The sequence below is a fragment of the Chryseobacterium indologenes genome (genome assembly GCF_002025665.1).
GTDB classification, from domain to species: domain Bacteria; phylum Bacteroidota; class Bacteroidia; order Flavobacteriales; family Weeksellaceae; genus Chryseobacterium; species Chryseobacterium metallicongregator.
Window position 1 is genome coordinate 4837545 of record NZ_CP018786.1, and the last position, 13515, is coordinate 4851059.

At 36.3% G+C, this 13515-nt stretch carries 12 protein-coding genes; 9 read left to right on the plus strand and 3 right to left on the minus strand.

The window, feature by feature from the left end; translation table 11 throughout:
• The first annotated feature begins 78 nt into the window (after nt 1–78).
• The 9 genes from BUE84_RS21840 (at nt 79) to BUE84_RS21880 (ending at nt 9660) form a co-directional block, all read left to right on the plus strand.
• Nucleotides 79–2457, plus strand: a complete 2379-nt coding sequence (locus tag BUE84_RS21840) for a heavy metal translocating P-type ATPase (protein WP_079243484.1) — start codon at nt 79–81, stop codon at nt 2455–2457.
• 109 nt (nt 2458–2566) lie between these two features.
• Nucleotides 2567–2779, plus strand: a complete 213-nt coding sequence (ccoS, locus tag BUE84_RS21845; RefSeq protein ID WP_034692599.1) for a cbb3-type cytochrome oxidase assembly protein CcoS — start codon at nt 2567–2569, stop codon at nt 2777–2779.
• A gap of 21 nt (nt 2780–2800) precedes the next feature.
• On the plus strand, nt 2801–5062 hold the full coding sequence (gene ccoN / locus BUE84_RS21850; protein ID WP_034692602.1) for a cytochrome-c oxidase, cbb3-type subunit I: 2262 nt from the start codon (nt 2801–2803) through the stop codon (nt 5060–5062).
• Between the two features lie 21 nt (nt 5063–5083).
• Nucleotides 5084–5284, plus strand: coding sequence for a cbb3-type cytochrome oxidase subunit 3 (locus tag BUE84_RS21855; protein ID WP_002983870.1), 201 nt, complete (start codon nt 5084–5086; stop codon nt 5282–5284).
• A 10-nt stretch (nt 5285–5294) separates the two neighbouring features.
• Nucleotides 5295–6176 (plus strand): cbb3-type cytochrome c oxidase N-terminal domain-containing protein, encoded by an 882-nt coding sequence (locus BUE84_RS21860; protein WP_079243485.1) that lies wholly within the window; start codon nt 5295–5297, stop codon nt 6174–6176.
• A 94-nt stretch (nt 6177–6270) separates the two neighbouring features.
• Nucleotides 6271–7725 carry a cytochrome c oxidase accessory protein CcoG gene (gene ccoG, locus BUE84_RS21865; RefSeq protein WP_079243486.1) on the plus strand — a complete coding sequence of 485 codons (1455 nt, stop codon included), beginning with the start codon at nt 6271–6273 and terminating at the stop codon, nt 7723–7725.
• Between the two features lie 10 nt (nt 7726–7735).
• Nucleotides 7736–8188, plus strand: coding sequence for a FixH family protein (locus tag BUE84_RS21870; protein ID WP_079243487.1), 453 nt, complete (start codon nt 7736–7738; stop codon nt 8186–8188).
• Nucleotides 8179–8904, plus strand: a complete 726-nt coding sequence (locus tag BUE84_RS21875) for a sulfite exporter TauE/SafE family protein (protein ID WP_034692613.1) — start codon at nt 8179–8181, stop codon at nt 8902–8904. Before BUE84_RS21870 ends, BUE84_RS21875 begins: the two co-directional genes overlap by 10 nt.
• Before the next feature lie 18 nt (nt 8905–8922).
• The gene (locus BUE84_RS21880; protein ID WP_079243488.1) at nt 8923–9660 is read left to right on the plus strand and encodes a hypothetical protein; all 738 of its coding nucleotides are present in this window, start codon (nt 8923–8925) and stop codon (nt 9658–9660) included.
• 55 nt (nt 9661–9715) lie between these two features.
• Here BUE84_RS21880 and serS read toward each other — a convergent pair whose 3' ends face one another.
• The 3 genes from serS to asnB form a co-directional block, all read right to left on the minus strand.
• A complete protein-coding gene (gene serS, locus BUE84_RS21885; protein WP_079243489.1) occupies nt 9716–10984 on the minus strand; it encodes a serine--tRNA ligase in 1269 nt (422 codons plus the stop codon).
• A gap of 66 nt (nt 10985–11050) precedes the next feature.
• Nucleotides 11051–11569 (minus strand): hypothetical protein, encoded by a 519-nt coding sequence (locus tag BUE84_RS21890; RefSeq protein WP_079243490.1) that lies wholly within the window; start codon nt 11567–11569, stop codon nt 11051–11053.
• Nucleotides 11570–11607: 38 nt separating this feature from the next.
• Nucleotides 11608–13506, minus strand: a complete 1899-nt coding sequence (gene asnB / locus BUE84_RS21895; protein ID WP_079243491.1) for an asparagine synthase (glutamine-hydrolyzing) — start codon at nt 13504–13506, stop codon at nt 11608–11610.
• Nucleotides 13507–13515 lie beyond the last annotated feature (9 nt).

The window sequence follows — 13515 nt, forward strand, 5'->3', positions numbered from 1 at the left end:
ATTTATCACAAAAATAGAACTTTTTAACGCGATAAACAAAAAAATTTGTTATAATTTTGTAGTTCAATATTTTATGGGGTGAGCGAGAACTGTTTTCATTGTGGTCAAGGGATAGAAAAAGAGAGAATTTTATTTGACGAAAAGACTTTCTGTTGTAATGGATGTAAGTCTGTTTACGAGATTCTAAATTTAAATCATTTAGGCAATTTCTATGAGCTTAATAAAGGAGCCGGAATTCGTCCTAATGATGAAAATTCTTCTCAATTTGATTACTTAGATACACCGGAAATCTTTGAGAAAGTTACTGATTTCTCGGAAGGAAGCACCAGTCTTGTTACTTTCAAAATCCCTGTCATTCACTGTTCTTCCTGTATCTGGCTATTGGAAAGCCTTCATACATTAAATAAACACATTAAATATTCGCAGGTTAACTTCACAAGAAAGACCTTACAGATCTCCTTCAACCATAACGATCTGAAATTAAGCGAACTCGCCAAATTCTTAACCAATCTAGGATATAAACCGGTCATCAGCCTCGAAACCGCTGATAAAAATGAAGATCACCTTGACAAATCTTTACTGGTGAAATTTGCCATCGCTGCATTTGCTTTTGGAAACGGAATGTTCCTTGCCTTTCCTGAATATATTGGAGGGGAAGATTATTGGATGGAACATTACAGAGGTTTATTCAGAACTCTGATTTTCCTTCTGGCAACACCCGTTGTATTTTATTCAGCTTCAGACTATTATAAATCTGCATGGTACGGTTTAAAAAATAAGATTGTCAATATTGATGTTCCGATTGTCTTAGGAATTTTTGTCCTATACGGAAGAAGCATCTACGAAGTGGTAACAGATTATGGCCCAGGATATTTCGACACTCTTTGTGGACTTTTATTCTTTATGCTTCTCGGAAAAATTTTCCAGAAAAGAACGTACAGCGCTCTATCCTATGACAGAGATTACAAATCCTTCTACCCGATTGCTGTAACCAAGGTAGATTTCGAAGGAAAACAAGATAACATTTTACTGTCTGAAATAAAAGTGGGGGATAGAATTCTGGTTAGAAACCAGGAAATCATTCCGGTAGATGCTATTCTGATCAACGGAGAAGGAAACATAGACAACAGTTTCATTACCGGAGAAAGTGAAAACATCAGCAAACAGCCTGGTGATAAGATTTTTGCAGGAGGCAAGCAGATAGGATCGTCTCTGGAACTTGAAGTTATTAAAGATGTAGATCAAAGTTATCTTACGCAACTTTGGAATAAAGAAGCTTTCAAGAAACATGAGACCGGACTTGACACGTTAACAAACAATATCAGTAAATATTTCACATTCATCATTTTAGGCATTGCTCTTGTTGCCGGAACTTATTGGGCATTTATTGATCTTGAAAAAATGTTCCAGGTTATTTCAGCCATTCTGATCATTGCATGTCCTTGTGCACTTGCGTTATCCGCACCGTTCACTTTCGGTCATATTATGAGGATTTTAGGTCGAAATAAGTTCTATGTAAAGGATACTTTAACGATTGAAAAAATCGCTAAGCTAGATACGATTGTTTTTGATAAAACAGGGACCATTACCCACAGAAAAAAATCAAATATCAAATACAAAGGTTCTGAGATCAATGAATTTGACTCTCTGAATATTAAGACTTTATTAAAAAATTCCAACCACCCGCTTTCAAAATCATTGTACGAATTCATTGAAGTGAACGATGAGTATTTTCCTGTAGAGAAATTTGTTGAAATTTCAGGAAAAGGATATGAGGCCAGTGTAAGAGGAAATCTGTATAAAATTGGTTCTGCACGCTACAATAACCAGGAGCCTAAAAACCTTGAAACAGCAGTTCACATCAGCAAAAACGGAGAATACTTAGGAAAATTCATCTTTAAGAATGAATACCGTCCGAAGCTGAAAGAGCTTTTTACAAAACTTACCCACTACAAAATATTTATCCTGAGTGGAGACAATTCCTCAGAAGAAAATCAGCTTAAAGAGCTTATCCCTAATTACAAAGGAATGGCATTCAATCAAAGCCCGGAAGACAAGTTAAACTATATCAAATCCCTTCAGGATCAACATTTAAAAGTCGCAATGCTTGGAGACGGTCTTAATGATGCAGGTGCTTTAAAACAAAGCAATGTAGGAATTGCTATTGCTGACGATACTAATAGTTTTACCCCATCTTCTGATGTGATTATGAATGGAGATAAAGTAGTTACTCTGGACAATTACCTGAACGTTTGTAAGGGTTCTATTACCATTGTGAAAATGACATTTATAATCAGTTTTCTGTACAATATTGTTGGTTTAAGTTACGCTGTTACAGGGCATATGCATCCGCTCTTCGCTGCAATCATCATGCCAATCAGTTCGATTACGGTAGTTACCTTTACTACACTTTCAACCTGGATTTTAGGTCGTAAACATTTCAAAAAACAGGCGTAAAAGCCCTTATTTAGACTGATTTTAAATTAGCTGAAATCGGCATTTCGTGATGAATGTCATTATTTTTCACTAAATTTGAACCCCGAAAATAGGTTAATTTTGTTGTCCAATGGATATTCTATATTTAATGATCCTCTGCAGTGTTTCTTTAGCTGCGATTTTCTTGGTCGTATTTATAGTGTATGCCCGAAAAGGACAGTTTGAAGATGATGAATCTCCTGCTGTTAGAATTCTTTTCGATGACGAAAAAGTCAAAGAAAATGATGAAACTGGCGACAAAAATAAAGACGAGAAAGAAATAGGAGAAAATAATAAAAATTGAGAAAAATAGTGAATAGTTGATATGGAAACACAGAAGTTTAGTTATGACAATAGTATTGTCCGTGCGTTCCTTTATGCGACCTTAGTTTTCGGTCTCATTGGATTTACGTTCGGGCTTACGGCGGCATTAATGCTTTTCTACCCGGAATTACCTGAATTCTTTTTCGGGACGGATGACACAACCATTAAAAGTTTGGCATCTGGTAATATTGAAGGGTTAATAAACACTCATGGTGCATTTGGTTTTGGTAGAATCAGAATGTTGCACACCAATACCGTAATCTTTGCATTCGTTTGTAACATCGTTTACACGGGTATTTATTACTCATTACAGAGATTATTAAAAACAAGAATGTACAGTGACACATTGTCTTGGTTACATTTCTGGACTTGGCAGTTTATGATCGTTGCTACGTTCGTTACCTTCTTTATGGGGATCAATACCTCTAAGGAATATGCTGAACACGAGTGGCCGATCGACATATTGATCGCATTCTCATGGATCATTTTTGGTATCAATATGTTCCTGACTATTTCAAAGAGAAGAGTGAGACACCTTTATGTAGCAATTTGGTTCTACATTGGTACCTGGATTGCAGTAGCAATGCTTCACATCTTCAACAACCTTGAAGTACCTTTATCTTTCACAGGCTGGAAATCTTATTCAGCATACGCAGGGGTAAAAGATGCTATTGTACAGTGGTGGTATGGACACAATGCGGTTGCATTCGTATTGACAACTCCGGTTCTAGGTTTAATGTATTACTTCCTTCCGAAGGCTGCAGACAGACCGGTATTCTCTTATAAGCTGTCTATTATTCACTTCTGGTCATTAATTTTCGTATATATCTGGGCTGGTCCTCACCACCTTCAGTATACAGCTCTTCCAGCTTGGGCTCAGGCGGTAGGAACAGGGTTCTCTATCATGCTTATTGCACCATCTTGGGGAGGTATGTTAAATGGTCTTCTTACGCTGAGAGGAGCTTGGGATAAAGTAAGAGAAAATCCTATCCTTAAGTTCTTCGTAGTAGCTGTTACCTGTTATGGTATGGCAACATTTGAAGGACCGCTTTTAGCAACTAAAAACATCAACAAAATTGGTCACTTTACAGACTGGGTTATCGGTCACGTACACTTAGGAGCTCTTGGATGGAATGGTTTCATGGCATTCGGGGTTATCTATTATTTGGTACCAATCATGTGGAGAACAAAACTTTGGTCTGTAAAATTAGCTAACTGGCATTTCTGGTTAGGTACTTTAGGAATTATTTTCTATGCAGTTCCAATGTATATTTCAGGATTTACACAAGGATTAATGTGGAAGCAATTCAATCCGGATGGAACATTATTATGGAAAAACTGGTTGGATACGGTAACGGCAATTATTCCTTACTTCAAAATGAGATTCGTAGGAGGTTTATTCTATATCTCAGGATCTATCCTAATGATTGTAAACGTAATCGCTACAGTAAGAAAAGGATCATTCCAGAAAGAAGTTCCTGCTGAAGCTCCAGCGTTGGCAAACATCAGTAAAAACAGAAAAGAAGGAGAAGGTACTCACCTTTGGCTGGAAAGAACTCCGGTATTATTAGGTATTTTATCTTTCTTTACAATATCTATCGGTAGTTCAATTGAAATTATCCCTACACTATCTCTTAAGAAAAGTGTCCCTACAATTTCTGCAGTGAAGCCTTATTCACCACTAGAGCTTGAAGGTAGAGATATCTATATCCGTGAAGGATGTAACGCTTGTCACTCTCAGATGATCAGACCGTTCAGAGATGAGATTACAAGATTCAACGGTAAAAACGGACAGTACTCCAAAGCTGGAGAATTCGTATACGACAGACCATTCCTATGGGGTTCTAAGAGAACAGGACCGGATTTACATAGAGAAGGTGGTAAAAACCCAAGTTCTTGGCACTACAAACACATGTATAACCCAAGATCAACTTCTGCAGGTTCTATCATGCCTCGTTACCCTTGGTTAATTGCTACTGACTTAGACAGAACTAAGATGGTAGACAAGATGAAGCTGATGAAGAATGTATTCGATGTACCTTATACCAAGGCTGAAATCGATTCTGCAGACACATGGGCAAACAACCAATCGGCAAAAATTGTGAAAGATATCTTCTCTGAAGCAAATGACCTTAAGCAGGCTTATGCGAAGAGACCTCAGGGAGAATTAGAGAAAAAAGAAATTGTAGCTCTTATTTCTTATCTTCAGAGATTAGGAACTGATATCAAAACAACTGAAATCAAAACAGCAAGTAATAACTAAAAACATTAAAAGGTTCATACTATGATTCCTCAGAATTTTAAAGATATATTATCCAATACAGAAAATGCTGGTTTCTACCAGACGCTGGCTCTGATTTTCTTTATGCTGTTCTTCATCGCTTTGGTAATCTATGTTTTTAGCAGACCTAAAAAATATTACAAAGAAGAAGAAGAGGCTCCTCTTGGGGATGATGAAGATGACGATTTTAATTTAAAAAATTAAACTATTTTTTATGAAACAAAGAACACCTGTTGTTATAAACATCTTAATAATAATCGGACTTTTAATAGTTTTTTATTATTTATTTGTACAGAGCTACGCGTTCCTTTCTTCACCTTACTTCTGGGGAACTGTTGTGATCGCTGGTATCCTTGCTTACATTCATGGAGCAATCGGAGACCTTATCGAGAACAACAAATTCAAGAAATTATCTCCTGAAGAAAAGGCAGCTTATTTAGCTGAAAAGAAAGTTCCTTATTTCAAAAGATTGTACCAAAGTGCATTCAAAAAGCAATCAGCTTCTGAAGAAAAGGATATCCTTATCGACCACGGTTTCGACGGAATCATGGAGTTGGATAACCAATTACCGAAATGGTGGGTAGGTTTATTCTATTTTGGGACCGCTTTTTGTATTGTATATATTGCAGCATACTCTTTCACAGACTTCGCTCACCCGTTAAGCGAATATGAAAAAGAATATAAAGAACAGTTAGCAAGTATTGAAGAATACCAAAAAACTCAGCCTCCTGTAACGATTGAAACAGCTAAATATTCAGCTGATAACATTGCAGAAGGTAAAGAATTATTCAAAACAAACTGTGCATCTTGTCACAAAGAAGACGGTAGTGGAGGTATCGGACCAAACCTTACCGATAACTACTGGATCAACCAGCCTGAGAAAACGTTATTCAAAAACGTATTCCATATGGACTGGAATGGTTCTCCTACTAACCCTGCCATGAGAGCATTCGGTAAAAACGGAGAAGTTTCAGGTGCAGAGATTGAGAAGATTGCAGCGTATGTATATCACATCAACCAGGAACAACCACCAGTGACTCAGGCTCAGGGAGGAGCAGCTCCTCAAGGAACTGAAGCACATTGGGAAAAAGAATAATTTAAAAAATTAGAAACATATGAAAAAAACATAATTTGTTATTAGATTAAAATAGTAACGAATTATGTTTTTTCTTTTTTAAAACCTATTACATATGTCAGACATAGAAGAAATAGAAGTACGCGGCGGACAGGGACAGGTTCTGGACCCTGAGACTTACAGAGATTCTATAGGGACAATGGAGCAATCCGGAAAGAGAAGATGGGTATTTCCAAGAAAACCAAAAGGGAAATATACCAACTACAGAAACATTGTAAGTTACCTTTTATTAATTATTTACTTTGCATTACCATTCATCAAAATCAATGGCAACCCATTGTTGATGTTTAATGTAATAGACAGGGAGTTTTTCATCTTTGGACAGCCTTTCTATCCACAGGACTTCTTTATCCTTACCTTAGGTGCTATCGCCTCTTTAATCTTTATAATTGTTTTTACGATTGCATTCGGAAGAATTTTCTGCGGGTGGATTTGCCCTCAGACAATTTTTATGGAATCGATCTTCCGTAAAATAGAATACCTGATTGAAGGTGACCGAAACAAGCAAATGAAGCTGGACAGACAGGAGTGGAACAGTGAGAAGATCTGGAAGAGAAGTTTAAAATGGACTGTTTACATCATTATTTCATTAGTAATCACTCATTTCATGTTCATGTATATCGTAGGATATGAAGAAGTATTTAAAATTGTTGGCGAAGGACCATTTGCACATCCTACCAATTTTATTGTGATGATTCTCCTTACCGCTGCATTTTACTTTGTATTTGCATGGTTCAGAGAACAGGTTTGTACATTGGTTTGTCCGTATGGCAGACTTCAGGGAGTATTGATTGATAAAGATACGATTAACGTATTTTATGATTTCAAAAGAGGAGAAAACAGATCAAAATGGAGAAAAGGTGAAGACAGAAAAGCTGCTGGCAAGGGAGATTGTATCGACTGTCATCAATGTGTGGTAGTATGCCCAACAGGAATTGATATCAGAGACGGACAACAGCTTGAATGTATCAACTGTACCGCATGTATTGATGCCTGTGATGAAGTGATGGAAAAAGTAGGTCTTCCAAAAGGATTGATCCGCTATGCTTCTGAAAACGAAATTGAAAAAGAAACTCAATTCAAGTTTACAGGAAGAATGAAAGGTTTCTCAGTATTCCTGTTCCTTCTTGTAGGATTCCTGGGATATCTTCTTTACAGCCGTGGTGAAATGGAGGCTAAATTCATCAAACCGGCAGGTAGCACATTCTTTGTAAGAGACGGTAAAATTACCAATACTTATAACTATACCTTCCTTAATAAAACGAACGAGAAAAAAATCGTTACCATCAAAGTAATAGATCCGGCACATGGTGAAATTACTTACAGTGCATCAAGTAAAATTCAGGTAGACAGAGATAAAATTTCCAAAGGAACGATCAATATCAGCTTCCCGGAAAATGATATGAAACTCTCTAAACAGAATATTACCATTGGTGTTTACGATATGAAAGGTAAATTGGTAGACTCGTACCAGACCTATTTTGAAGGACCATTTAAACTGCAATTTTAATTAGAAAAAAATGAAGAACTTTAGTTGGGGACATGGTGTTGTAATTGCACTATTAGCATTCATAGTTTTTATATTATCCATGATGTTTCTTTTCCCGAACGGGCAGAAGAACTCTGAAATGGTAACCGATAATTATTACGAAGAAGAGTTGAAGTACCAGGATGTGATTGATGCTAAGAAAAAAGCAGATGATCTTCAGGAAAAACCTGTATACAGCCAGGATACTCAAGGAATAAAAATTACTTTTCCAAAAGAATATAATAACTCAAATACTACGGTAAAATTTGTTTTAAACAGAACCGACGACCAGAATTTAGACATTAAAAAATCTGTACAGCTTGATACCAGCCAATCTTTCACAATTCCTGCACAGGTATTGAAAGTGGGAAACTACACATTAAGATTAAGTTGGACAAAAGATAAAACAGACTACCGAATGGATTATGATGTGATATGGAAATAGGACTTATTGTATCGGCTATTGCTTTAGGCTTTGCTTCCGGTTTTCACTGTATCGGAATGTGCGGACCTATTGCTTTATCGATGGGATTAACCAAAAAACAGGCAGCCAATTTCTATCTTCAAAACCTTACTTATCAATTCGGAAGAATTTTCACCTACTCCTTATTGGGTGCACTTCTCGGAATTATCGGACAAGGATTTGAAATGGCCGGCTTTCAGAAATACCTCACTATTACAGCAGGAGTTCTTCTGATCATTATGGCTGTATTTTCATTTGGGGGAAAAGATTTTGCTTCAAAAATTCCTTTCTTATCCAAGTTTCTGTATAGCGTAAAAATGAATTTGGGAAAATTACTTCAGAAAGCAGATTACCGTTCAAGATTTACAACAGGTCTATTAAATGGCTTTCTACCGTGTGGAATGGTGTATATGGCACTTACCGCCAGCCTCGCAGGAGGAGGAATATGGCAGGGAGCTTTATATATGGCTTTATTTGGTCTTGGAACCCTTCCGTTCATGTTTGCCATAGTTCTGGCTGGAAATCTCATGAATCAGGCTTTCAGGGTAAAAGTTTTAAAAGCTGTTCCGGTAATCATGATTATTTTAGGAGGATTATTTATTCTGAGAGGTCTTGAGCTGGGAATACCGTATGTTTCTCCTAAGGCAGAAGCCATGACAATTATTAAAGATCCGAACGGAGCCGTTAACTGCCATTAATTTGTATTTAAATCTACCATGAAGAAAACCATCTTCTTATTTCTGATAAGTCTTTTTATACTGCAATCCTGCAGTATCACTTCTGAAATTGTCTATCATAAAGATGCTGCCTCCTCTTCTATCACAGATATCGATACAAGGGAGTTTATGACTGAGATGATGGCTATGACACCAGATTCCTTAAAGCAGAAAGAATTTGGAGAAATGGACAGACTTCCGACTACCTGGACAAGTATGTATGATCTTTCTAAAAAAGAAGGAAAATTAAAAACTGAAAATCCGGACTCCATCAGAATCATGAAAAAGGTTTTCATGAAATCCACAAAAGAAGACAACAAACTGGCAGGATTTTCTTTTAAAATGGAACATTTTACTCCAGAAGATTATTTGGTTTTGAAAAGTTTTACAAAGACTGAAAAAATCCCTTTAGATCAAAATATATACAATAGCTGGGATGGAAAAACTCTCACTATTGATACAGAAAATTTTAATCTAAAAAGTATTGAAGAGGCTGTCAAAACCAAAAGTTCAAAGGAAGAAGCTGAGAAAGTAGCCGGTATGATGATAATGTTTTTTAAAAAGATCGGTACAACCTTAAAATTTGAAAATAAAATAAAATCCATCTCAGGTAAACATGATTGGGTAAAACAGATTGACGACCATTCTATAAGAATAGATTATGATCTGAAAGCCATTTATGACCAGGATACAAAACTCAAAAACGCAGATAAAAAGATTATCATCGTTACGGAATAAAAGTAAAACCCACCGATATTCGGTGGGTTTTTATTATGGACTAAATTAACTTAATTTAGTTAATCATATCAAATCTTGCATATTCTGCAACCTTCTTAGGAAGCTTAATTCCTTCTGCTGTCTGATTGTTCTCCAGCAAAGCAGCCATAATTCTTGGTAATGCCATTGCTGATCCGTTTAAGGTGTGAACCAACTGAGATTTACCATCTCCTTTGTAACGGCATTTCAATCTGTTAGCCTGGAAGGTTTCAAAGTTAGACACAGAACTTACTTCTAACCACATTTCCTGAGCAGCACTCCATACCTCGAAATCATATGTCATTGCGGATGCAAAACCTGTATCACCTCCACAAAGTCTTAATACTCTGAACGGAAGTTCAAGATCGGTAAGGATTTCTTTGATGTGCTCTACCATTTCTTCCAAAACAGCATAAGAATTTTCAGGTTTTTCAATTCTTACGATTTCTACTTTTTCAAACTGATGAAGACGGTTCAATCCTCTTACATGAGCTCCGTAGCTTCCTGCTTCTCTTCTGTAACACTGAGAGAATGCTGTATTTTTGATTGGAAGATCTTTTTCCTCAAGCAATACATCACGGTAAAGGTTCGTTACAGGAACTTCTGCAGTAGGAATAAGATATAATCTATCTTCGTTGATATAATACATCTGTCCTTCTTTATCTGGCAGCTGCCCGGTACCAAAACCTGAAGCTTCATTCACAACGTGAGGAGGATTCACTTCTGTATATCCTTTTTCTACGTTTTTATCTAAGAAATACTGAACCAAAGCTCTCTGCAATCTTGCTCCTTTTCCTAAATAAACCGGGAAACCTGCTCCGGCAATTTTTACCCCTAATTCAAAATCAATCAGGTTGTATTTTTTTGCCAGTTCCCAGTGAGGAATAGCCCCTTCACCAAGACCTTCTACCGGATGAGACTGGAAAATGATTTCGTTATCATCCGCAGAAGCACCACTCTTTACCAATTCATTTGGAATGTTGGGAAGCTGATACAGAATATTCAGTAAGTCATTTTCTTTAACTTCTAGCTGGGATTTCAATTCTGAGCTCGACTCTTTGTATTGTGCTGTTTTAGATTTTGCTGATTCCGCTTCTTCTTTTTTCCCTTCTTTCATCAAAAGTCCGATTTCTTTCGAAATTTTGTTGATTTCGGAAAGTTGGGAATCTAGTTCAAACTGGATTCTTTTTCTTTCTTCGTCGGCAGCGATAGCCTCGTCTACCAACTCAAGATTTTTGAATTGTCTTTTCTTAAGACCTTCTAAAACGCGTTCTTTATTGTCGCGCAAAAAATTGACTTGTAACATTTTATTTAGATGTTAAATATTAGATGTTTAGCTCATAATAAGCTAACAATTGTACAAATTTAAAAATTATTTTGTGATCGTAACGGTATTTATTGAAGTAGGTGCATCAGCATCTTTTGAAAATACTTCATTTCCGTCATACAATACCTTTGAAACCTGAAATGCAGTAGGTGTATTACGATATTGAACTTCTAATGTCCCGGTAACATTATCATTAACATTGGTACTTTTTGTAAAGGTAATCAACATTTTGGAATGGTAAGAAGTTCCTGTACCTGGTTGATCCGGGCTGATAGAATCCAGTCTTCTTCTTTTTGCTCCTGCAAGATATTCCATATAGTATAATGACTCGGGTGATGTTTTTAACGAAATACTTACCGGAGCAATATCTTTCGTTCCAAAAATATCATTTACGGAATATCCCGTATAAGATCCTGCAAGTTTACTGTTCAGTAAATCCTGACCAGCACTGTTTTTCATATAGATATTAAGCACCTGATCTATTCTCTGCAAAGAATCATCATCATTTTTACAACTGATGAGTGCAAAAACCGCTACAAAAATGCCCCAAAAATATTTCATCATAAATACAAAGGTAAAATATTAATCTTTAGACTGCTTCTTTATTTTTCAAAATATTTCTGATACCACAGCTCAAAGGTAACCAGCTGCCATATTTTCACCCAATCATACTCATAATCCTGATGATTCCACCACTCATCAATCACTGCAGTATTGAAGAAATTTCTCTTTTTCAAACGTTCAAGATTTTCAGTAATAAAGTCTCTTACTCTTTGTTCATTTTTAATGAAATAATTAACAGGAAATGAAAATCCTTTCTTGGGCATATTCAAAACTTCCTGAGGAAGATATTTTTCAGCTGTTTTACGTAATAAGGGTTTATTCTGAACTCCATTAAATCTAATATTCTGCGGAAGTGCTGAAACATATTCTATCAGGCTGTTACTCAGATAAGGATAACGAAATTCCACGCTATACTTCATCGCACTCAGATCATCCCGGAAAACGTGATGGGAAGAGAGGGAATATTTAATATCATATTCAAAATACCCACTATAATTTTTTTCTTCTGAAAGATGATAATTTGAAAGGTCAGAATTAATTTTACTATAAATATCTGGGTTTATAAGACTTTTAACTTCCAACGGTCTCATACTGATCTGGCTTTGTCTGAAAAAATCAAACATATGATCCTGGGAAAAGTAGTTTTTAACTCGCTGTGAAAATTTATCCTTTGTAAAAATAAGAGGATTTACAAAATTGAAATTCCTCATCAGAAGCCATTTATTCAGCTTCAGCGTATGGGAATAGCCGGCAAAAAGTTCGTCAGCTCCATTTCCGCTTACTACAACTTTAAAGTTTTTATCATGGGCGTATTTTGCTGCATTGATTAAGACTTCAAAGCTGCTGTAAGGTTCTTCAAAATGCTGGATATTTTCTGTAAGATGTTCCAGTGCTTCTTCATCACTCACCTCTTTTATCTCATGCAAAACATCAAAATGCCTGGCGGCTATAGAGGCATTTGTAACTTCTTCTTCCGAAAACGGATAAGAGATTGTGTATGTATTAACACCAGCATTAAAAGATTTTGATTTCGAAGCAATTAACGTTGAATCTATTCCTCCACTCATCATAATAGCAACAGGAACATCGGCAAATAATTGCTCTGAAATACTTTGAGAAAGAAGTTCATCTATTTTTTTTACCGCTTCTTCTTCGGAAATATTTTTTCCAGACGGAGAAGGCAGCTTCCAGAATTTTTTTTTGGTGATTTTCTGATCTTTTAAATCAATAGTCATAAAAGAAGCAGGTTCTAGGGAAAAAATATGCTGAAAACAGGTTTGCGGTGCCAATGTTGTCTGAAAAAGAAAATTAGTATAGACTCCATTCCAGTTGATTTCTGGTTTTACCAATTCATTTTTCAGTAATGCTTTTATTTCTGAAGCCCAAACCAACCCTTCTTCATTTTGATGATAAAAAAGAGGCTTCATTCCTACTCTGTCTCTTGCCAGTATAAGCTTTTGGGAGATAAGATCCACGATACAAATCGCAAACATCCCATCCAGCTTTGCAAAGGTTGCATTTCCCCATTGCTGATACGCCTTGAGAATAACTTCTGTATCCGAGGTACTGTGGAAAGAGTACCCTAAAGATTCAAGTTCTTTCCTTAATTTTTTAAAATTATAAATCTCTCCATTAAACGTGATAATGATCTGCTCATCTTCTGAAAGCATTGGCTGGTGCCCTTTTTCAGACAAATCAATAATAGATAATCTACGGAAACCCAAAGCAATATCTGAATTCCTATCCTTTAAAACCGGAAAATCTTCTTTAATTTTTTGTGTGGAATCATTCCCTGAAAAAGAAATTCCCTCGCCGGCATTGTATAGCCAGAATCCTTCGTCATCCGGACCGCGATGTCTGATCGCCTGATTCATTTCCAGAATATTTGTAGAGGAAATACTTTTATGGAATGAATAATAACCGCTGATTCCGCACATAGTAAAGAA